The organism is Azotobacter chroococcum (genome assembly GCF_002220155.1).
Classification (GTDB): domain Bacteria; phylum Pseudomonadota; class Gammaproteobacteria; order Pseudomonadales; family Pseudomonadaceae; genus Azotobacter; species Azotobacter chroococcum.
This window is the reverse complement of the sequence record NZ_CP011835.1, coordinates 1,320,407-1,340,305: the sequence shown is the minus strand read 5'-3', so window position 1 is coordinate 1,340,305 and position 19,899 is coordinate 1,320,407. Positions and strand designations below refer to the sequence as shown.

Below are 19,899 nucleotides of genomic sequence, written 5' to 3'. Positions count from 1 at the left end.
CGGTATCGCCCCGTTCGGGCGCCGTCATTCAGCGGGTTGCCAGGTGGGGTTCGCCTCTTGGCTGTTTTTTGTTCGTTTCGGGCCTGGCCATTCTAGGAGCGGGCAAGCGACAGCCCCAAAGGCTATCTGCCCTGCCGTGCACTATGTGCACCTAATTGTTTTAAAAGGATTTTTTATATTTCTGGCGGCTCGGAGAAGCACTCCGAGGCCTTCGAACGAGCGCTGAAGGCGATGGGATGAAGAACACCGAGGGGCGATCGGAAGACACCGGAGCGGGCGGGCCGCCGGAAGCAGGGCCGCAGCGCAGCCCCGGCGCGACTCAGTCCTGCGGACCGAGGGGGAAGAAGGTGCCGTGGCTCCACACGCCCAGCCAGTCGCGGCCGTCGATCCGCCGCGGCTCGGCCAGCTCGACCAGTTGGTAGAATACGTTGCGGTGGACCAGCGCCTCCAGGTTGGCGCGCACATGCAGGTAGGGCGCCGGCTCCTGGGTATCAGGGTCGAGCGCGACCCGCAGCGGATGCTCGGCGCCGGCCTCGACCTCGTCGCCGACCTGGGTGACGAAGCGCAGCACCTGGGCCTCGCCGCGGCCCTCGACCTGCAGGGAAACCGCCACGAAGGGCGCATCGTCGACCCGGATGCCGACCTTCTCCACCGGGGTCACCAGGAAGTACTGGTCGCCGTCGCGCCGCAGGATGCCGGAAAACAGCCGCACCAGAGCCTTGCGCCCGATCGGGGTGCCCATGTAGAACCAGCTGCCGTCGCGGGCGATGCGCATGTCGATGTCGCCGCAGAACGGCGGGTTCCACAGGTGTACGGGAGGCGGCCCCTTGCGACCGCCTTCGGGAATCTGCGCCAACAGGTCGTCGGCCTTGCCTGGATCGCTCATGACCCCTCCTCGGACGGGCGGACAGTGACTCGAAGTCGAATATGATGCCTGACACCACGATTGCAAGACCGCAAGGAGCAAGCCCATGCATGCCATCCACGACGAATTTCCGCAGCTGGCCGGGCTGCGCTACCTCAACCACGCGGCCGTCGCCCCCTGGCCGAAGCGCGCCGGCAAGGCAGTGAGCGCCTTCGCCGAGCAGAACGTGCACATCGGCGCGCGCGACTATCCCCAGTGGCTGGGCATCGAACGGCGCCTGCGCGAGCGCCTGATGCGCCTGCTCAACGCGCCGAGCACGGCGGACATCGCGCTGGTCAAGAACACTTCGGAGGCGCTGTCCTTCGTCGCTTTCGGCCTGGACTGGCAGGCCGGCGAGCAGATCGTCATCAGCGACGAGGAATTCCCCTCCAACCGCATCGTCTGGGAAGCGCTCAAGCCGCTGGGCGTCGAGGTGGTGGCGGTCAGCCTCAAAGGTGCCGATCCGGAAGCCGACCTCTTGGCCGCCTGCAGTCCCCGCACGCGCCTGCTGTCGATCAGCGCCGTGCAGTACGCCAGCGGCCTGCGCCTGGATCTGGAGCGCCTCGGCCAGGGCTGCCGGCAGCTCGGCGTGCTGCTCTGCGTCGACGCCATCCAGCAGCTCGGCGCCCTGCCCTTCGACGTGCGCGCCTGCGACTGCGCCTTCGCCATGGCCGACGGGCACAAGTGGATGCTCGGCCCGGAGGGGCTCGGGGTGTTCTACTGCCGCAGCGACCTGCGCGAGCAGCTCAAGCTGCACGAGTACGGCTGGCACATGCTGGAGAACGCCGGCGACTACGACCGCCTGGAGTGGGCGCCGGCACGCACCGCCCGGCGCTTCGAGTGCGGCAGTCCGAACATGCTCGGCGCCGTGGCGCTGGAGAGCAGCCTGTCGCTGCTCGAGCAGGTGGGCATGCTCAACGTCGCCCAGGGGCTGCACGAGCGGATGGCCTGGCTCGAGGAGGGCCTCCGGCAGATTCCCGGCCTGCGCCTGCACAGCCCGAGCGATCCCGCACGGCGCGCCGGCATCCTGACCTTCTCGCTGGATGCCTGGGACAACCAGCAGCTGTTCGAGCGCCTCAAGCACGAGCAGATCGTCTGCGCCCAGCGCGGCGGCGGAATCCGCCTGTCGCCGCACTTCTATACACCGACCCTGGTGCTCGACGAAACCCTGGCGGTCCTACGCCAGCTGGCAGCTGGCTAGGTACTCAGCAGCGGCGCAGGTATTCCAAAAGCGTTTAAAAAATGAACAGCCCGTACTGGACTGACGCCGATCCGGGGCGATACTTCCCCTACTGACATGGCATTTCCCCCGATGCCAGGCCAGCCGAAGGCATCCGTGGAACGCCTGCCTTCGCTTACTCCTAAATGCTTTTGACCCGGTTTCCTCCCCCAGACTCCGGGTTTTTTTTGCGCAGCAGAAAACTCAGCGCCCGACCCGGGCCAGCGGGAACAGCCGGCGGAAGTTGCCGGTGGTCTGCTCGGCCAGGGTCTCGAAGGGAACGCCGCGCAGCTCGGCGAGAAACTCCGCCACCTCGCGCACGTATTGCGGCAGGTTGGGCTTGCCGCGATGGGGGACGGGAGCCAGCCAGGGGGCGTCGGTTTCCACCAGCAGACGGTCCGCCGGCACCCGCCGGGCCACCTCGCGCAGGGCCTCGGCATTGCGGAAGGTGACGATGCCGGACAGCGAGATGTAGAAGCCGAGATCCAGCGCCGCCCGGGCCATTTCCCAGTCCTCGGTGAAGCAGTGCAGCACGCCGGCCTGCGGCAGCGCCGCCTCGCGCAGCAGATCCAGGGTATCGGCCCGCGCCGCGCGGGTGTGCACGACGAGCGGCTTGCCGGTGAGGCGCGCCGCCTCCAGATGCAGGCGGAAGGCCTGCTGCTGCAGGGCGGCGGCTTCCGGCTGGTAGTGATAGTCCAGCCCGGTCTCGCCGATGGCAACCACCCGCGGATGGGCGAGCTCGCCGAGCAGCCAGTCGAGGGCGGGCACGGCATCGGGCTCGACGTCCAGCGGGTGCACCCCGACCGAGCAGTCCACGTCGGCATGATGCTCGGCCAGCGCCTGCACCGCGGCCGCGTTGTCTGCACTCACGCCGATGCACAGGAAATGCCCGACGCCCCGGGCGCGGGCGGCGTCCAGCGCGGCCTCCAGAGAACCGCCGTGGGCGGCAAGATCGAGACGATCGAGATGGCAGTGGGAATCGACCAGCATGAGGGTTACATCGTGTGGGTGGGGCGGTCCGACTTCAGGGCACCGGCCAGATAGGTTTCGATCTTGTTGCGGGCCGCGTTGTCGCCGTCGGCGAACTGCACGCCGACACCGGCAGCGCGGTTGCCCTGGGCGCCGGGCGGGGTGATCCAGACGACCTTGCCGGCCACCGGGAGCTTTTCCGGCTCGTCCATCAGGCTGAGCAGCAGGAAGATCTCGTCGCCGAGCTTGTAGCTCTTGTTGGTGGGGATGAACAGGCCGCCGTTCTTCAGGAAGGGCATGTAGGAGGCGTAGAGGACTGACTTGTCCTTGATCGACAGGGACAGGATGCCATTACGCGACCCCAGACCAGATGGCATGCTCATGCAGATTTCCCGGCGGCTGACTCAGGCGCCGATTCTAGCCCGGCCCGGGCAGGCTTGCCCACTGCACGAGCAGCGCCTCGAGAAGCAGGGCACGGTTGAGATTGGCCTTGGCGAGCACCTTCTGGCGCTGCGCCAGCAGCCAGCCCTGCATGGCCAGCACCCGGGGCTGCGTGCTCTTCTCCGCCAGGTAGCGGACGACCCTGGCCATGTCGTCCAGGCCCAACCCCCGTTCGTCGCCAGTCAGCTGATAGCGCAGGATCAAGAGGCTCCAGTCGCAGAACCAGTCGAACAGCAGCAGCAGCGGCACACCGTTCCAGGCCTCGGCCAGCTGGCTGGCGCCGGCCTGCTGCTTGAGCAGCTGCTTGACCCCTTCGACCACCCGCGCGCGCTGCTCGCGCACGCCCTCGCCGTGCAGGCGCAGGGCGGAAAGCGGCGAGCCGCCGGCCAGGACGAGCAGTTCGCCCAGTTCCTCGTCGGTCTGCTCCGGCAAGGCCCCACGCAGCCAGGCCAGGCTGTCGGCGGCACCCGGCAGCGGACAGGCCTGCTGCACGCAGCGGCTCCTGATGGTCGGCAGCAGCCGGCTTGGCTGGTGGCTGACCAGCAGCAGCACGCTCTCCCCGGACGGCTCCTCGAGGCTTTTCAGCAGGGCATTGGCGGCATTCGGGTTCATCGCCTCGGCCGGCTCCAGCAGGACGACCTTGCGTCCGCCGAGCTGCGCCGTCTGCCCGACGAACTCCACCAGCTCGCGCACCTGGTCGACGCGGATCGCCTTGTCCGCCTCTTCCGGCTCCAGCAGGAAATGGTCCGGATGGCTGCCGGCCTGCAGCAGGCGACAGGACTTGCAGTGGCCGCAGGCCTCCAGGCCGCCCGGGCTCTGGCACAGCAGGCGGGCGCTCAGGCGCTCGGCCAGCGCCCGCTTGCCGATGCCGGCCGGCCCCTGCAGCAGATAGGCATGGGCGTGCCGGCTGCGCCCGGCCAGCCGCTGCCACAGCTCCTGCTGCCAGGGATAGGCCTCAGACACCGCGCGGCGCCAGCAGCTGCGGGAGCAGGTCATCCAGGCTGCGCTGGACCTCCGCCAGGGGCCGCCCGGCGTCCACCACCCGGTAGCGCGCCGGATCGCCTGCCGCCCGGCGCAGGTAGGCCTGGCGCACCGCCACGAAGAAGGCACGGCCCTCCAGCTCGAAACGGTCCAGGCGTCCGCGGGCGGCGGCGCGGGCCAGCCCCACCTCGACCGGCAGGTCGAAGACCAGGGTCAGATCGGGACGCAGGTCGCCCTGCACGAAGTTTTCCAGGGTCGCGATGCGCGCCTCGGGCACCCCGCGGCCGCCGCCCTGGTAGGCGTAGGAGGCATCGGTGAAGCGGTCGCAGAGCACCACGGCGCCGCGCGCCAGCGCCGGACGGATCACTTCGGCCAGATGCTGGGCGCGGGCGGCGAAGACCAGCAGCAACTCGGTGTCCACCGCCATCGGCTCGCTGCTGGGCGCCAGCAGCAGTTCGCGGATGCGCTCGGCCAGCGGCGTTCCGCCCGGCTCGCGGGTCAGCACCACCTCGCGGCCGGCCGCGCGCAGGCCCGCGGCGAGGTAGTCGCGATTGGTGGTCTTGCCGGCCCCTTCCGGGCCTTCGAGGGTGATGAACAGGCCGCTCACGGGTTCTCCTCAGTGTCCTGTTGCACGGAGCGCTCCAGCGCCTCGGGCGATGGGCTGGAGCGATAGTCGGCGCGCCGCTTGAGCTGGTATTCGCGAACCGCCTGGTTGTGGGCCTCGAGGGTTTCGGAAAAGACGTGGCTGCCGTCGCCGCGGGCGACGAAATACAGCTCGCGGCCATCCGCCGGATGCAGTGCCGCATGGATCGCCTCGCGCCCCGGCAGGGCGATCGGGGTCGGCGGCAACCCGGGCCGGAGGTAGGTGTTGTAGGGCGTCGCCGCGAGCAGATCGGCACGCCCGAGCTTGCCGTTGTAGCGCTCGCCCAGGCCATAGATGACCGTCGGATCGGTCTGCAGCAGCATGCCCTGCTCCAGCCGACGCACGAACACCCCGGCGATCTGATGGCGCTCGTGGGGCACGCCGGTTTCCTTCTCGATGATCGAGGCCATGATCAGCGCCTCGTAGGGGGTTGCATAGGGCAGGTTCGGCGAGCGTTCGGCCCACTCCTCGGCGAGCACCTGCTGCAGGCGCGCATGGGCCTGCTTGAGCAGCTCGAAATCGCTCATGCCGCGCACATAACGGTAGGTATCGGGAAAGAAGCGTCCTTCGGGATGAGCGTCCGACAGGCCGAGCCGGGTCATCAGCTCGGCGTCGGAAACCCCCGCCAGGGACTGATCCAGCTTGTCTGCCCGGGCCAGGGCGGCCCGCACCTGGCGGAAACTCCAGCCCTCGACCAGCGTGAGGTTGTACTGCACCACCTCGCCGCGCTGCCAGAGGTCGAGCAGCTCGACGGCGGTCATGCCCGGCGCCAGGCGATACTCACCGCTGCGCAGGCCCTGCTCGGACAGATTGAAGCGCCAGTACAGGCGCAGCCAGAAGCTCCCGCGCAGCAGACCGTCGCCCTGCAGACGGTTGAGCAGGCCACCGGGCGTAGCGCCGCTCGGAACCTCCAGCAGACGCTCCTCGGTGAGTATCAGGGGCTGTTCGAGCGCGGCCTTCTGCTGCCAGACGGCGAACGCCAGCGCCAGTCCGCCCACCAGCAGGCCGCTTTCCAGCAGCAGCAGCCATTTTCGCATCACGTATCAGGAATCCAGTAGCTTGCGGATCGGGGCCTGCAGTTTACGGGTGAGCGTGCCGACCGGCCAGCCGTGCCCTTCGAACCCGCGCACAGGCCAGATGCCATAGAGGCTGTTGCAGAGAAAAACCTCGTCCGCCGCCAGCAACTCGGCAAGGGCGATGTCACGCACCTGCACAGGGATGCCCATACGCTCCGCCAGGTCGAGGATTTCCGCACGCATCACCCCGGCGACGCCACAGCGACACAGGTCGGCAGTCAGCAGGCGGCCATCCCTGACCAGGAACAGATTGCTGAAAACCCCCTCGATCACCCGGCCGGACAGGTCGCGCATCAGCCCCTCGGCATGCTCGGCATCCTGCCACTCGGCGCGGGCGAGCACCTGCTCCAGGCGATTGAGATGCTTGAGCCCGGCCAGCAGTGGCTGCTCGGCCAGGCGGGTGCGGCAAGGATGGAGACGCACGCCCTGCTCGGCATGGGCCGGCGGATACTGCGGTGGTGGGCTGCCCAGGAGGATGCGCCGCGGCTGCAGCGGCTGGGAGACGGCATAACCGCGCTGGCCGTCGCCGCGGGTCAGCAGCAGCTTGGCCACGCCCTCCCCCAGCTCGGCCGAGAAGGCCAGCAGCTCGCTGCGGATCAGCGCCAGGTCGCCGGGGATGGCCAGCCGGACGCAGCCTTCGGCCAGACGCGCCAGATGCCGCTCCAGCAGTAGCGGTCGGCCACGGCGCACGGCAATGGTCTCGAACAGACCGTCGCCATAGGCCAGCCCACGGTCGACCACGGGCAGCGACTCGCCGGGCTGGCCATCGACCCAGCAGGGCATCAGCCAGCGAATCGGCGGAACACCAACGAGCCGTTGGTGCCGCCGAAACCGAAGGAATTGGACAGCACCACGTCGATCGGCAGACTCCTGGCCTCGTGGGCCACGAAATCCAGGTCGCAGCCCACGTCAGGCTCGTCCAGGTTGATGGTCGGCGGGGCGACCTGATCGCGGATCGCCAACACACTGAAGATCGCCTCGACCGCACCGGCAGCGCCCAGCAGATGGCCGGTCATGGATTTGGTCGAGCTGACCGACAGGCGGTAGGCGCTGTCGCCGAACACCGACTTGAGCGCGGCCACCTCGGCCAGATCGCCAGTCGGCGTCGAGGTGCCATGGGCATTGATGTACTGCACCTGATCGACGTTCAGGCCGGCGTCGCGCAGGGCGTTCTGCATGCAGCGAGCCGCGCCGGCGCCATTTTCCGGCGGCGACGTCATGTGGAAGGCATCGCCGCTCATGCCGAAGCCGACCAGCTCGGCATAGATGGTCGCGCCCCGCGCCTTGGCGTGCTCCAGCTCTTCCAGCACCAGCGCGCCGGCGCCGTCGGAGAGCACGAAGCCGTCGCGTCCCTTGTCCCAGGGACGGCTGGCACGCGCCGGATCGTCGTTGCGGGTGGACAGTGCCCGGGCCGCACCGAAGCCGCCGATGCCCAGACCGCAGGCCGCCATCTCGGCGCCGCCGGCGACCATCGCATCGGCCTCGCCGTAGGCGATGTTACGCGCGGCCATGCCGATGCAGTGGGTGCCGGTGGTGCAGGCCGTTGCCAGGGCATAGTTCGGTCCCTGGATGCCCAGATGAATCGACAGGAAGCCGGAAATCATGTTGATGATCGAACCCGGCACGAAGAATGGCGAGATCCGCCGCGGCCCCTGTTCGATGAGGGACTTGCAGTTGTTCTCGATATTGGTGAGACCACCGATGCCGGAACCCATGGCCACGCCGATGCGTTCGCGATTGGCATCCGTGATTTCCAGGCCGGAATCGCGCACGGCCTGGAAGCTGGCCGCTAGACCATACTGGATGAACAGGTCGAGCTTGCGGGCCTCCTTGAGCGACAGGTATTGCTCGACGTCGAATCCTTTCACCGCACCGCCGAAACGGGTGGAATAGGCGGAAAGATCCATGTGCTCGAGCGGAGCGATGCCACTGCGACCAGCCAGGACCCCCTGCCAGCTGCTCGGCACATCGGCACCCAGCGGCGACAACATCCCCAGTCCAGTGACCACGACGCGTCTACGTGACAAAGCAATTTCCTCTTTCTTCATGACTGCACAAGGCAGGGCAGGCAATCTGCCTGCAGGGGAGCTGCGCCCCCATGCGGACACACACCCCGCAGTCAGCCTGCCGAACCGGCAGGGCCGACAAATATCCGGTAAAACTTTTGCTGTTTCCGTCAAAGAAAAACCGCACGCCTTTTGGGCAGTGCGGCTCTTCCAAGTCGGGAGCGACGATTACTTATTGTGCGTGGGCATTGATGTAATCGATGGCTTCCTGAACAGTGGTGATTTTCTCGGCCTGTTCGTCCGGAATTTCGGTCTCGAATTCCTCTTCGAGAGCCATCACCAGCTCAACGGTGTCAAGAGAGTCGGCGCCCAGGTCTTCGACAAAGGAAGCGCTATTGGTTACTTCCTCTTCTTTGACGCCAAGTTGCTCAGCAACGATCTTCTTGACGCGTTCTTCGATGGTGCTCATACCTTATTTTCACTCCTATGGACAAACCAGGCAGATGGAATGCGAGTAAGTTTATAGAAAGGGATTTCAGCATTTCAAGCTGAAGCCCTGCCCTTCCGGACGCCCCCGACGATCTGCCTTTTTCAGTTTGGCAGCTCGATGAGATTTCGGATTGCTCTTTGACTGCTGTCCCGAGGCGCTCGTCACATCAACTCATGTACATTCCACCGTTGACCGGAATGGTAGCTCCGGTGACATAGGATGCACCATCGGAGGCGAGGAAGGCGACAACCTGGGCAATTTCCTCGGCCTGACCGAGACGCCCCAGCGGAATCTGTGCCAGCAGCGCATTGCGCTGCGCCTCGGGCAGTTCGCGGGTCATGTCTGTGTCGATGAAGCCGGGGGCAACCGCATTGACGGTGATCCCCCGCGAGCCGACCTCACGGGCCAGGGCACGACTGAACCCTTCCAGCCCAGCCTTGGCCGCGGCATAGTTGACCTGGCCGGCGTTGCCCATGGCTCCCACCACCGAACCGATATTGATGATCCGTCCCCAGCGGGCCTTGGTCATGCCGCGGAGGACCGCCTTGGACAGGCGATAGAGGCTGTTGAGGTTGGTATTGATGACGTCATGCCACTCCTCGTCCTTCATCCGCAGCATCAGGTTGTCGCGGGTGATGCCGGCGTTGTTGACCAGGATCGCCGGCTGGCCGAGGTGCTGCTGGATATGCTCCAGGGTCGTGGCGACGGACTCGTCGCTGGATACGTCCAGCACCAGACCGGCACCCTGGATGCCGTTGCTTTTCAGGGTTTCAGCGATGCTTTCGGCACCGTTCGAGGAAGTGGCCGTGCCGATCACCACGGCGCCCTGCCGGCCCAGCTCCAACGCGATCGCCTGGCCGATGCCACGGCTGGCGCCGGTCACCAGTGCCACTTTGCCTTGCAGACTCATTGTCATCTCCTTGTTCAGGCCAGCGCAGCGCGAGCCGCGGCGAAGGCCTCGGGGGTATCCAGGTTGTGGGTATTGATGCCCTTGACGCAGCGCTTGTTCAATCCGGAAAGCACCTTGCCCGGACCACATTCGACCAGATCGGTGACACCCCGACCGGCCAGGCAGACCATCGACTCGACCCAGCGCACCGGGCTGTAGAGCTGCGCCAGCAGATCACGCTTGAGACTATCCAGATCGCTCACCACGGCAGCGCTGACATTCTGCACCAGAGGAATACCCGGCGCCTGCCAGGCGATCGCCTCCACTGCCTCGGCGAAGCGCTCTGCCGCCGGACGCATCAAGGCACAGTGCGACGGCACGCTGACCGGCAAGGCCATCGCACGCTTGGCACCACGCGCCTTGCAAGCCTCGATGGCCCGCCCGACCGCGGCGGCGGAACCGGCGATCACCACCTGTCCCGGCGCATTGAAGTTCACGGCACTGACCACCTCGCCCTGCTCGGCCTCGGCGCAGGCTGCCAGCACATCGACATCGTCCAGACCGAGAATCGCCGCCATGCCCCCCTGGCCGGCGGGTACGGCCTGCTGCATCAATTGCCCCCGACACTCGACCAGCTTCACCGCCTCGGCAAAAGGCAAACTGCCAGCCGCCACCAGCGCGGAATACTCGCCAAGGCTGTGACCGGCAACGAAAGCGGGGGTCGCCCCGCCCTCGGCCAGCCAAAGCCGCCACAGGGCAATCGAAGCGGTCAGGATCGCCGGCTGGGTCTTGTCGGTCTGATTGAGCAGCTCTTCCGGCCCCTGCTGGACCAGCGCCCAGAGATCGTAGCCGAGGGATTCGGACGCCTCGGCAAAGGTGGCGCCAATCAGCGGGTGCCGGGCACCCTGCTCGGCCAGCATGCCGAGCGACTGCGAACCCTGGCCGGGAAAGACGAATGCGGGGGAAACAGACATAGGAACAGATCCCTGATGATCTTTCTTCGGGGAGCATCCGGCCATGCCGGATGCATGTTAATCAGTTGGATGACAGGCCATGGGCTGCAGTCACATCAGCGCCCCGCCATCAAGGTTTGCAGCCGGTCATGCAGATGTTGTGGCAGGTTTTCGCGAATTTCCGCCTGGGCACGGAGTATCGCACTGCGAAATCCTTCGGCGCCTGCCGCACCATGGCTTTTCACCACAATCCCCTGCAACCCCAGAAAACTGGCTCCGTTATACCGCGCCGGCGCCAGGCGAGCCTGCAGCCGGCGCAGGAAGGGCAAGGCCAGAACTCCGACCAGCCGCGAAGCGAGACTGCGCCTGAATTGCGCCTTGACCTCTCCGGCGATCATCGCGGCGAGGCCTTCGCTGGCCTTCAGCAGGATATTGCCGACGAAACCGTCGCAGACCACCACGTCAGCCTCTCCACGGTAGAGACCATCGCCCTCGATGAATCCGACATAATTGATTTCCCTGGCCTGCTGCAGCAGGACGGCAGCCTGCTTGACCTGCTGATTGCCCTTGACCTCTTCGGTACCGACATTCAACAGCGCTACCCGCGGGCGCTCCACACCGAGCGCTTCCGCAGCGATCGAGCCCATCGCGGCAAACTGATACAGATGCTCGGCAGTGCAATCGATGTTGGCCCCCAGATCGAGCAGATGGCAAACCCCCTGCTCGGTGGGAAGGGCCGCGAACATCGCCGGCCGGTCAATACCCGGCAGCGTCTTCAAGACATGCCGGGACAGCGCCATCAAGGCCCCCGTATTGCCGGCACTGACGCAGGCCTGGACCCTGCCTTCGCGCAGCAGATCCAGGGCCACACGCATGGAGGAATCGGCCTTGCTGCGCAAGGCATGGGCCGGACGCTCGTCCATGGCAATCACGTCCCCGGCATGCACGACGCTCAGGCGCGCACGATCGACCCGGGGGTGGCGAGCAATCAAGTCTTCGAGAAGGGGAGCCTGGCCGACGAGGACCAGATGCAGCGAGGAGGTCTCACCCAGGCAGGCAAGACAGGCCGGAACAATACAGCGGGGACCGGAGTCCCCACTCATTGCATCGACAGCGATGAGCGAAGCGGACAAGAGTTACTCGTCGGAGCCCTTGTCGATCACTTTGCGGCCACGGTAGAAACCGTCCGGGGAGACGTGGTGGCGCAGGTGTACCTCACCGGTGCTCTTCTCGACGGACAGGGCATTCGCCTCAAGCGCATCATGGGAACGACGCATATCGCGAGCGGAACGGGATTTTTTGTTCTGCTGAACAGCCATAACTGATTAACTCCTAAACGTTTGGGTCGCGCTTTAACTGCGCCAGTACGCTGAACGGGTTGGACCGCGATACCTCGTCCTCGCTCGGCTCGGGCTCTTCAAGTCCGGCCGGCGGCTGGCAAACATCAGGGTCATGGAGCGGAACGATGGGCAAGGCAAGCAGCAGCTCGTCCTCGACCAGCGCCAGCAGATCCAAGGGATCCTCCCCAACCTCCAGCACGTCATAGTCCTTGGGCAACGACTGAGTGTTCGCCCCCTCCTTGACCACCGCATAGCGACATTCGCTGTGGATCGGCAGGGCGACCAGCTCCAGACAACGCTGGCAAACCATCTTGACCTCGACATCGAGCTCGCTGTGGATGATCACAGCCTTGCGCTCGTCACGGCCAAAATGGAGTTTTGCATGCACCACTCCCGAATCTTCGGCAAGTGGATCGCAAAGACGCGGCAGACTGGCCAGCGGCAGCTCACCCTCGAGGGTTGCGCTGCGATCAGCCAGCTTGCGCGGATCAACGTGAGGTGGAATCGGCCCATTCAACATAGGGGCGGCATTCTAGGGATGGGCCGAAGCGCTGTCAAAGGGAATTCCGCCCTGTCCGCCAACCGGCAGCGCCGCTAGAATCGCGCCACCCTCCAGGAGAACGCCATGCTGCCGCTCGTGCTCGCTTCAAGCTCCCTCTATCGTCGTGAACTGCTGAGCCGCCTGCGACTGCCCTTCACCTGGGCCGCACCATCCATCGACGAAACGCCCCACCCCGGAGAGGGCGCCGACAGCCTGGTCAGACGCCTGGCTGCCGAAAAGACCGGCGCCCTCGCCAAAGAGCACCCGCACCACCTGATCATCGGCTCGGACCAGGTCGCCGTGCTGAACGGGCAAATCCTCGGCAAGCCTCACGACCTTCCGCGCGCGCACCTCCAACTGCAAAGCGCCAGCGGCAATAGCGTGACCTTTCTGACCGGACTGGCCCTGCTCAACACATCCAGCGGAGCATTGCAGATCGACTGCATTCCCTTCACGGTACACTTCCGCCTCCTGGACATCGCCCGAATCGAACGCTACCTGGAAGCCGAGCAACCCTTCGACTGCGCCGGCAGCTTCAAGTCCGAAGGGCTTGGCGTGAGCCTGTTCCGCTCCACCGAAGGCGAAGACGCCACCAGCCTGATCGGCCTGCCACTGATTCGCCTGGTCGACATGCTGCTGGCCGAAGGCGTGCAGATTCCCTGAGCCCCCTCGAAAAAGGTCCGGCGCCAGGCCGGACCATGGCACCTCAGCGCAACACCGGAGCCTGCAAGCCCATCCACATGCCCAGACGCTCCGCCACGCCGCTTCCCAACTTCTTGGCGAAACGATCGAAGGGGGTTTCCCGCACCGTGAAGTCGACCAGATTTTCCGCACCCACCACTTCGCGAGCCACGTGACTGGCGCTGCCCAGCGCATCGACCAACCCCAACTGCAAGGCCTGCTCGCCGGACCAGACCAGGCCGGAGAACAACTCGGGATGATCCTTGTCTCTCAGCCGCTCGCCGCGCCCCTGCTTGACGCTGTCGATGAACTGCCGATGAGTGACCTCAAGCACCTCCCGCCAGAAACGCACCTCGCCCTCCTTCTGCGGCTGGAACGGATCGAGGAAAGCCTTGTGCTCGCCAGCCGTATAGACCCTGCGCTCGACACCAAGCCGCTCCATTGCCTCGACGAAACCAAAGCTCGCCGCCGTCACCCCGATCGAGCCGACCAGACTGGCCTTGTCCGCATAGATGGCATCGGCGGCACTGGCGATATAGTAGGCACCTGAAGCCCCAAGATCGGTAATGACCGCATAGAGCTTGGTGTCGGGATGCGCGGCGCGCAGCCGGCGAATCTCATCGTAGATATAGCCGGACTGCACAGGACTGCCGCCCGGACTGTTGATGCGCAGCACCACACCCTTGGTGTGCTTGTCCTTGAAGGCCGCCCGCAAACTGCCGACGATGTTGTCGGCACTGGCCGACTCGTCGTCGGCGATCATGCCGCGCACTTCGACCAGCGCCGTATGATCACCGGTACGCGCCGCCTCCTTGAGGCTCAGCGCCGGAGAAAACATTGCCAGGAGCACCAGCAGATAGGTAAACCCCAGCAACTTGAAGAAGATGCCCCAGCGACGCGCCCGTCGCCGCTCCTCCACGGTGGCCAGCAAGGTCTTTTCCAGCAGCTTCCAGCTCTTCTCGTCGCCGCCCTCCGGCGGCGCCTTCCATTCATCTGCCATGCTTACCCCTCAACAACGACATTCCGCGTCGACCGAACACCCAGCCACGTACACAATTCGCCAAATTCGTCGATAACCAATTGCGGCCCGTGCAAACGCAGCGTTTCAGGGGACTGCGCCCCATAGCTCACCGCCACCGCATCCATCCCGGCATGTAGCGCCATCTGCAGATCGAACAAGGAATCCCCCACCATCAGCGCCTGCTCGGGCGATACCCGACAGTGCGCGAGGATCTCGTGCAGCATGCGCGGATCCGGCTTGCTGGCGGTTTCGTCTGCGCAGCGGCTGACATCGAAATACTCCTGCCAACCATGCCCCGCCAGAACCCGGTCGAGCCCCTGACGTGTCTTGCCGGTAGCCACCGCCAGGAGGTAACCCGCCCCCCGGAATGCTTCCAGCGCCTCGGCCACTCCAGCGTACAGCGGCGACGGCTCGCTCTCCAGAGCCAGGTAATGCTCGCTGTAGAGATGACGGAACCGCTCCTGCAGCCCGGCATCGTGCTGATCCGGATAGAGCGTACGGATTGCCTCGGGCAAGCCCAGCCCGATGATGCCTTTTATTGTCGCATCGCCGAGCGGCTCGAGATCACAAGCCGCCGCCGCGACGCGCATGGACTCGACGATGCGTCCGATGGAATCAACCAGCGTGCCATCCCAATCGAAGATCAACAGCCGATAATCAGTCACTCAAACGCTCCAGAGTCTGCGCCCACATCTCATCCACCGGCGCCTCCAGGCGCAGTCCGCCCCCTTCCGGCAATGGCACCACCAGCGAGTACGCATGCAGAAACAGACGCTTGCCACCGAGCGCCCTAATCTCGCGGGTGAACTCCTCGTCCCCATATTTGGCATCACCCGCGATCGGGTGCCCGGCATGCCGGGCATGTACCCGGATCTGATGGGTTCGCCCGGTAACCGGCTTGGCCTCCACCAGCGTGGCGAAGTCGCCGAAACGCCGCAGCACGCGAAAGAGGGTCAGCGCCTCCCGCCCCTCCTCGTCCACCTCCACCATCCGCTCGCCGGAGCGCAGGGTATTCTTCTGCAGCGGGGCACTGACCTGCTTCCGGGCGGCGGGCCAGAATCCGCGTACCAGCGCCAGATAACGCTTGTCCACTCCGTCGCCACGCAACGCCTCGTGCAGATGGCGCAACATGCTGCGCTTCTTGGCAATCATCAACAGACCCGAGGTGTCCCGGTCGAGCCGGTGGACCAGCTCCAGATCCTTGGCTTCCGGGCGCAACTGGCGCAACGCCTCGATCACACCGTGACTGAGGCCGCTACCGCCATGCACGGCGATCCCGGCCGGCTTGTTCAGCAGTATCAATGCCTTGTCTTCATGAACGATGGCTGCCTCGAGCCGCTCGAGCAGCCCCTGCGCCAACGGGGCCGGTTCGTCACGCTCGGCCAGACGCAGCGGCGGTACGCGCACCAGATCGCCAGCCTGCAGCTTGTACTCGGGCTTGATCCGCCCCTTGTTCACTCGCACTTCGCCCTTGCGCAGGATGCGATAGATCAAGGTTTTGGGAACCCCTTTGAGCCGGGTACGGAGAAAATTGTCGATTCGCTGACCGGCCGCTTCCGGCCCGATCTCAAGCAGCTGGACGCCAGAATTCGCATGGGAAGGATTTATCATTGCGATATCATATCAATTTTTAGAGAATTGAAGCACTTATTAATAGCTGCTATAGTCACAGGTGCCGCCTTTTACGGCCAAGCCAGCAGATGGGCGCAAAATCAAACAGTTACCCATCCGCATGCTACCCATCGAGGACGTAAGGCCGTCCGACGGGACTTCACCCGAACATCGCGAAGCCTCGGAAACAAATGCCTTAGCTACATGATGGCGACCTCCATCCACAGGAGGTCGCAATAATCGCCAACTCGCTGCAGATTCTGCGGACGGCACCCGATTTTCAAAGGATACGTGCAGGGTGGAGATGCACAACCATCGGATTGCGTAGCTGCAAGCTTTCATCCAGACGCACATGGCGTCCGCTGCCGATGCTTGATTCCTCCTCCTGATTGATTGCTTTCTGCCACAACAGTAAGCAGGAGACGTAGTCGCGACTCTGGCCACCAGCCAAATGTTGCTTGACACGGGAACGGACGACAACCTTTCCTGAACGCCCCTGTCACCGACCGCGAGAGTCGTGTGTGCCGAACGCCGTTTCCGGCAGCCCGGAAACCGAACGGTACTACATGAAAAGAATGCTGATTAACGCAACTCAGCCCGAGGAGTTGCGTGTTGCCCTGGTCGATGGCCAACGTCTCTACGACCTGGACATCGAATCGGGTGCCCGCGAGCAGAAGAAAGCCAACATTTACAAAGGCCGCATCACACGGGTTGAGCCGAGCCTTGAGGCGGCTTTTGTCGACTTTGGCGCCGAGCGCCATGGATTTCTTCCCCTCAAGGAAATTTCCCGCGAGTACTTCAAGAGGGCTCCCGAAGGCCGCATCAACATCAAGGAAGTGCTCTCCGAAGGCCAGGAAATCATCGTTCAGGTCGAGAAGGAGGAGCGCGGCAACAAGGGTGCTGCCCTGACCACCTTCATCAGCCTCGCCGGTCGCTACCTGGTGCTGATGCCGAACAATCCGCGAGCCGGCGGCATCTCCCGGCGCATCGAGGGCGAAGAGCGCAACGAATTGCGCGAAGCCCTGAACGGCCTCGACGTCCCCACCGACATGGGACTGATCGTGCGCACCGCCGGCCTCGGTCGCTCCAGCGAAGAGCTGCAGTGGGACCTCGACTACCTGGTCCAGTTGTGGACCGCGATCAAGGAAGCTTCGCTGGACCGCTCGCCCCCCTTCCTGATCTACCAGGAATCCAATGTCATCATCCGGGCGATCCGCGACTATCTGCGCCAGGACATCGGTGAAGTGCTGATCGACAGCGTGGAAGCCCAGGAAGAGGCCCTGAGCTTCATCCGCCAGGTGATGCCGCAGTACCAGAGCAAGATCAAGCTCTACGAAGACAGCGTGCCGCTGTTCAACCGCTTCCAGATCGAGAGTCAGATCGAAACCGCCTTCCAGCGCGAAGTGAAGCTGCCGTCCGGCGGCTCCATCGTCATCGACCCGACCGAGGCCCTGGTGTCCATCGACATCAACTCGGCGCGCGCCACCAAGGGCGGCGACATCGAGGAAACCGCACTGCAGACCAACCTGGAGGCGGCCGAGGAGATTGCCCGCCAGCTGCGTCTGCGCGACATCGGCGGTCTGATCGTCATCGACTTCATCGACATGACGCCGGCGAAGAACCAGCGTGCCGTCGAAGACAAGATGCGCGAAGCTCTGGAAGCCGACCGCGCGCGCGTGCAGATCGGCCGCATCTCGCGCTTCGGCCTGCTGGAAATGTCCCGCCAGCGCCTGCGCCCGTCCCTTGGCGAGACCAGCGGCATCGTCTGCCCGCGCTGCAACGGCCAGGGCATCATCCGCGACGTCGAGTCGCTGTCCCTGGCGATCCTGCGCCTGATCGAGGAAGAGGCCCTGAAGGACCGCACCGCCGAGGTGCGCGCCCAGGTGCCGATTCCGGTCGCCGCCTTCCTGCTCAACGAGAAGCGCAACTCCATCACCAAGATCGAGCTGCGTACCCGCGTGCGCATCGTCATCCTGCCGAGCGATCACCTGGAAACGCCGCACTTCGAAGTGCAGCGCCTGCGTGATGACAGTCCGGAAGTGCAGAGTGCCCAGTCGAGCTACGAAATGACCCCGGCGGAAGTGGAGGAAGTCCAACTGGTCAGCTCCACCCGCACCCTGGTACGTCAGGAAGCCGCGGTCAAGACCGCGCCGCCGCGCAACGCCCTGGTACCGGTCCCGGCCGAACCGCCGGCAGCAACGGCACCGGCAGCAGCCCCGCACCCCGCTCTCGAGCTCAACCTGTTCAAGGGCCTGGTGAAATCGCTGGTCAGCCTGTTCGCAGGCAAGGAAACCGCCAAGCCCGTTGCCGCCGAGCGGCTGGTCGAGGAACGCCTGACGCGCAGCAGCGAGGAGCGCCGCAGCAGCCGCCAGCAGAACCGTCGCCGCGAGGGCCGCCACGGTCGCGACGAGGAGCGCAAGCCGCGCGAAGAGCGTCAGGTTCGCGAACTCCGCGAAGAACGCGCGCCGCGCCCGCCCCGTGAGGAGCGTCCTGCGCGCGAAGAGCGCCAGCCCGTCGAACTCGTGGAGGCACGCGAGCCACGGGAACAGCGGGAACCCCGCCGCGAGCGCCCGCCTCGCGAAGAACGTGCTCCGCGCGAAGAGCGCCAGCCCGCCGAAACCGTGGAAGCCCGGGAGCCGCGAGAGCAGCGCGAACCGCGGGAAAGCCGCCGCGAACGCCCGCCGCGCGAAGAGCGCCGCCGCGAACTGCGCGAGCCGCTCGATGCCCAGGAAAGTCCGCGCGAAGAGCGCCAGCCCGCCGAAGCCGTGGAAGCCCATGAGCCGCGAGAGCAGCGCGAACCGCGGGAAAGTCGCCGCGAGCGCCTGCCGCGCGAGGAGCAGCCCCTGGTGCGGGAAGAGCGTCGGCCGCAGGAAGAGCGCCCGGCGAGCGAGCTGAAGGTGCCCGAGGAAGAAGCCCTGCCCCACGAGGAAACTCAGGAGGAAGAGCTTGAGGCCAGCGGCGAGGAGCGCCCCCGCCGGCGCTCCCGCGGCCAGCGGCGCCGCAGCAATCGTCGCGAACGCCAGCGCGACAGCCAGGGCAACGAGATCGAGGGCGGCGAAGAAGGCGAAGCCGCAACTGCCGCGGCAGTTGCCACGGCTGCTGCCGTGATCGCCGCGCAGCCTCAGGCGGACGAGACCGCAATGGAAGAGTCCGCCAGCAGTGCCCCGCTCGCCGAGCAGGCCGCTGCCGAGGAAATCCAGGCCCCCGTCGAGGCCATCACGGCCACCCCGGTCATCGAGCCCGGCATCGCAGAGACAGCGGATCTCGCCACCCGGCTCGAGCAGCCGCAACCTGCCAGCGTCGAGGAGCCGGCCGCCAGCGTGAGCGAGGCAGCGCAAGTGTCCCCGCCGCCAGCCGAAGAGCCCGCACCGGTCGCTGCGGCGTCAGCCGAAGCGCCACGCAGCACCGCCCGCGCCGCCAACGATCCGCGCGAGGTCCGGCGCCGCAAGCGCGAGGCTGCCGAAGCACAGGCCAGGCAGGCCGCCGAGGCTGCGAAGGCTGCGGAAGCCGTCGCCGTCGCTGCCGAGGAGACGCCAGTAGCCGAGGAGCAACCCGAGGTTGAACCCGTTGCCATCAGCGCCGAGCAGGAAGCGGAGCAGGAAAAGGTCGAACTCCCGCTCGAGCAGCCTCAGGCTGTAGGCGAGACACCCTTTGTGAGTGCAGAGTCGGTCGAGGCGCCGAGCGAGCCGATTCATCCCGAGCCTGAAGCGCCCAGCGCAGCCCCGGAGCCGGTCGAGGCCCCGTTCGAGCTGATCCAGCCGGAGATCCAGACCTTCGCCGCGGCGGAGGAGCCGATCGAGCCATTGCCCGAGCAGCCGACCCCGGCGGCGGACGAATTGTCCGAGATCCGGAAAGAGCAGCAGACGCTCGATCTCCAGCCGGTCGCAGAGCAACCGGAAGACATCTCCAGCGAAGAGAAGAGCGCATCCACGGAGGAAAGCGCAGGGGCTGCCGAGCCGCAACGCCAAGAAGCCGAGAGCAAGGATGAAACCGCCGAGGCGAAACTGGCCGACAAGCAGGACCAGACGGCCGGCTGAAGCTGGAAACCCGGGGCCGGCCTCCTTGCCGGCCCCGCATGCAAAAGGGGATGCAACTGCATCCCCTTTTGCATTTCTGCCAGTGTTGTCCCGAGCC

General features: G+C 65.6%; 20 protein-coding genes. 3 read left to right on the top strand and 17 right to left on the bottom strand.

The annotated features are described in order from the left end of the window. Nucleotides 1–319: 319 nt before the first annotated feature. The gene (locus ACG10_RS06220) at nt 320–886 is read right to left on the bottom strand and encodes a DUF1285 domain-containing protein (RefSeq protein WP_039805352.1); all 567 of its coding nucleotides are present in this window, start codon (nt 884–886) and stop codon (nt 320–322) included. A gap of 85 nt (nt 887–971) precedes the next feature. Here ACG10_RS06220 and ACG10_RS06215 point away from each other — a divergent pair, with 85 nt between their 5' ends. Next, nucleotides 972–2,105 carry an aminotransferase class V-fold PLP-dependent enzyme gene (locus ACG10_RS06215; RefSeq protein ID WP_089167552.1) on the top strand — a complete coding sequence of 378 codons (1,134 nt, stop codon included), beginning with the start codon at nt 972–974 and terminating at the stop codon, nt 2,103–2,105. A 222-nt stretch (nt 2,106–2,327) separates the two neighbouring features. Here the strand turns inward: ACG10_RS06215 and ACG10_RS06210 are convergent, their stop codons facing one another. From ACG10_RS06210 to ACG10_RS06150, 13 genes are all read right to left on the bottom strand, one after another. Beyond that, nucleotides 2,328–3,113 carry a TatD family hydrolase gene (locus tag ACG10_RS06210; protein WP_089167551.1) on the bottom strand — a complete coding sequence of 262 codons (786 nt, stop codon included), beginning with the start codon at nt 3,111–3,113 and terminating at the stop codon, nt 2,328–2,330. Nucleotides 3,114–3,118: 5 nt separating this feature from the next. Beyond that, the gene (locus ACG10_RS06205; RefSeq protein WP_089167550.1) at nt 3,119–3,475 is read right to left on the bottom strand and encodes a PilZ domain-containing protein; all 357 of its coding nucleotides are present in this window, start codon (nt 3,473–3,475) and stop codon (nt 3,119–3,121) included. Nucleotides 3,476–3,509: 34 nt separating this feature from the next. Then, complete coding sequence (locus ACG10_RS06200) at nt 3,510–4,496, bottom strand: DNA polymerase III subunit delta' (protein ID WP_089169801.1); 987 nt, start codon at nt 4,494–4,496, stop codon at nt 3,510–3,512. Then, nucleotides 4,489–5,121: a dTMP kinase gene (tmk, locus tag ACG10_RS06195; RefSeq protein ID WP_089167549.1), complete on the bottom strand. Its 633-nt coding sequence runs from the start codon at nt 5,119–5,121 to the stop codon at nt 4,489–4,491. Before tmk ends, ACG10_RS06200 begins: the two co-directional genes overlap by 8 nt. Further along, nucleotides 5,118–6,194 carry an endolytic transglycosylase MltG gene (mltG, locus tag ACG10_RS06190; RefSeq protein WP_089167548.1) on the bottom strand — a complete coding sequence of 359 codons (1,077 nt, stop codon included), beginning with the start codon at nt 6,192–6,194 and terminating at the stop codon, nt 5,118–5,120. The genes tmk and mltG overlap by 4 nt, the downstream gene beginning before the upstream one ends. Before the next feature lie 6 nt (nt 6,195–6,200). Beyond that, the gene (pabC, locus tag ACG10_RS06185) at nt 6,201–7,016 is read right to left on the bottom strand and encodes an aminodeoxychorismate lyase (protein WP_089167547.1); all 816 of its coding nucleotides are present in this window, start codon (nt 7,014–7,016) and stop codon (nt 6,201–6,203) included. Further along, entirely contained in the window at nt 7,016–8,260 is a 1,245-nt protein-coding gene (gene fabF, locus ACG10_RS06180) for a beta-ketoacyl-ACP synthase II (protein WP_089167546.1), read from the bottom strand. The genes pabC and fabF overlap by 1 nt, the downstream gene beginning before the upstream one ends. 211 nt (nt 8,261–8,471) lie before the next feature. Next, nucleotides 8,472–8,708, bottom strand: a complete 237-nt coding sequence (gene acpP, locus ACG10_RS06175; RefSeq protein WP_003283670.1) for an acyl carrier protein — start codon at nt 8,706–8,708, stop codon at nt 8,472–8,474. A 187-nt stretch (nt 8,709–8,895) separates the two neighbouring features. Beyond that, entirely contained in the window at nt 8,896–9,639 is a 744-nt protein-coding gene (gene fabG, locus ACG10_RS06170) for a 3-oxoacyl-ACP reductase FabG (RefSeq protein ID WP_089167545.1), read from the bottom strand. Nucleotides 9,640–9,653: 14 nt separating this feature from the next. After that, entirely contained in the window at nt 9,654–10,592 is a 939-nt protein-coding gene (gene fabD, locus ACG10_RS06165; RefSeq protein ID WP_089167544.1) for an ACP S-malonyltransferase, read from the bottom strand. A gap of 95 nt (nt 10,593–10,687) precedes the next feature. Continuing rightward, the gene (plsX, locus tag ACG10_RS06160; RefSeq protein ID WP_089167543.1) at nt 10,688–11,704 is read right to left on the bottom strand and encodes a phosphate acyltransferase PlsX; all 1,017 of its coding nucleotides are present in this window, start codon (nt 11,702–11,704) and stop codon (nt 10,688–10,690) included. Between the two features lie 3 nt (nt 11,705–11,707). Further along, nucleotides 11,708–11,890 (bottom strand): 50S ribosomal protein L32, encoded by a 183-nt coding sequence (gene rpmF, locus ACG10_RS06155; protein WP_007160601.1) that lies wholly within the window; start codon nt 11,888–11,890, stop codon nt 11,708–11,710. A gap of 13 nt (nt 11,891–11,903) precedes the next feature. Beyond that, on the bottom strand, nt 11,904–12,431 hold the full coding sequence (locus tag ACG10_RS06150; RefSeq protein ID WP_089167542.1) for a YceD family protein: 528 nt from the start codon (nt 12,429–12,431) through the stop codon (nt 11,904–11,906). 105 nt (nt 12,432–12,536) lie between these two features. Between ACG10_RS06150 and ACG10_RS06145 the strand changes: the two genes are divergently transcribed. Then, on the top strand, nt 12,537–13,115 hold the full coding sequence (locus ACG10_RS06145) for a Maf family protein (protein ID WP_089167541.1): 579 nt from the start codon (nt 12,537–12,539) through the stop codon (nt 13,113–13,115). Between the two features lie 43 nt (nt 13,116–13,158). Here the strand turns inward: ACG10_RS06145 and ACG10_RS06140 are convergent, their stop codons facing one another. Genes ACG10_RS06140 through rluC form a run of 3 tightly spaced genes read right to left on the bottom strand, consistent with a single transcriptional unit; the run spans nt 13,159 to nt 15,765 of the window. Then, nucleotides 13,159–14,133 (bottom strand): S49 family peptidase, encoded by a 975-nt coding sequence (locus ACG10_RS06140; protein ID WP_089167540.1) that lies wholly within the window; start codon nt 14,131–14,133, stop codon nt 13,159–13,161. Nucleotides 14,134–14,135: 2 nt separating this feature from the next. Continuing rightward, on the bottom strand, nt 14,136–14,819 hold the full coding sequence (locus tag ACG10_RS06135) for an HAD-IA family hydrolase (protein ID WP_198319023.1): 684 nt from the start codon (nt 14,817–14,819) through the stop codon (nt 14,136–14,138). Continuing rightward, nucleotides 14,812–15,765: a 23S rRNA pseudouridine(955/2504/2580) synthase RluC gene (gene rluC, locus ACG10_RS06130; RefSeq protein ID WP_089167539.1), complete on the bottom strand. Its 954-nt coding sequence runs from the start codon at nt 15,763–15,765 to the stop codon at nt 14,812–14,814. The genes ACG10_RS06135 and rluC overlap by 8 nt, the downstream gene beginning before the upstream one ends. 566 nt (nt 15,766–16,331) lie before the next feature. Here rluC and rne point away from each other — a divergent pair. Then, nucleotides 16,332–19,802 carry a ribonuclease E gene (gene rne, locus ACG10_RS06120; protein WP_089169799.1) on the top strand — a complete coding sequence of 1,157 codons (3,471 nt, stop codon included), beginning with the start codon at nt 16,332–16,334 and terminating at the stop codon, nt 19,800–19,802. The last annotated feature ends 97 nt before the right edge of the window (nt 19,803–19,899 follow it).

Coding starts and splice junctions, on each gene's coding strand:
- fabD (WP_089167544.1), bottom strand. CDS start 10,592: ATGTCTGTTTCCCCCGCATTCGTCTTTCCCGGCCAGGGTTCGCAGTCG.
- rpmF (WP_007160601.1), bottom strand. CDS start 11,890: ATGGCTGTTCAGCAGAACAAAAAATCCCGTTCCGCTCGCGATATGCGT.
- ACG10_RS06215 (WP_089167552.1), top strand. CDS start 972: ATGCATGCCATCCACGACGAATTTCCGCAGCTGGCCGGGCTGCGCTAC.
- ACG10_RS06210 (WP_089167551.1), bottom strand. CDS start 3,113: ATGCTGGTCGATTCCCACTGCCATCTCGATCGTCTCGATCTTGCCGCC.
- ACG10_RS06140 (WP_089167540.1), bottom strand. CDS start 14,133: ATGGCAGATGAATGGAAGGCGCCGCCGGAGGGCGGCGACGAGAAGAGC.
- rluC (WP_089167539.1), bottom strand. CDS start 15,765: ATGATAAATCCTTCCCATGCGAATTCTGGCGTCCAGCTGCTTGAGATC.
- ACG10_RS06220 (WP_039805352.1), bottom strand. CDS start 886: ATGAGCGATCCAGGCAAGGCCGACGACCTGTTGGCGCAGATTCCCGAA.
- ACG10_RS06145 (WP_089167541.1), top strand. CDS start 12,537: ATGCTGCCGCTCGTGCTCGCTTCAAGCTCCCTCTATCGTCGTGAACTG.
- fabG (WP_089167545.1), bottom strand. CDS start 9,639: ATGAGTCTGCAAGGCAAAGTGGCACTGGTGACCGGCGCCAGCCGTGGC.
- ACG10_RS06205 (WP_089167550.1), bottom strand. CDS start 3,475: ATGAGCATGCCATCTGGTCTGGGGTCGCGTAATGGCATCCTGTCCCTG.
- pabC (WP_089167547.1), bottom strand. CDS start 7,016: ATGCCCTGCTGGGTCGATGGCCAGCCCGGCGAGTCGCTGCCCGTGGTC.
- rne (WP_089169799.1), top strand. CDS start 16,332: ATGAAAAGAATGCTGATTAACGCAACTCAGCCCGAGGAGTTGCGTGTT.
- mltG (WP_089167548.1), bottom strand. CDS start 6,194: ATGCGAAAATGGCTGCTGCTGCTGGAAAGCGGCCTGCTGGTGGGCGGA.
- ACG10_RS06150 (WP_089167542.1), bottom strand. CDS start 12,431: ATGTTGAATGGGCCGATTCCACCTCACGTTGATCCGCGCAAGCTGGCT.
- acpP (WP_003283670.1), bottom strand. CDS start 8,708: ATGAGCACCATCGAAGAACGCGTCAAGAAGATCGTTGCTGAGCAACTT.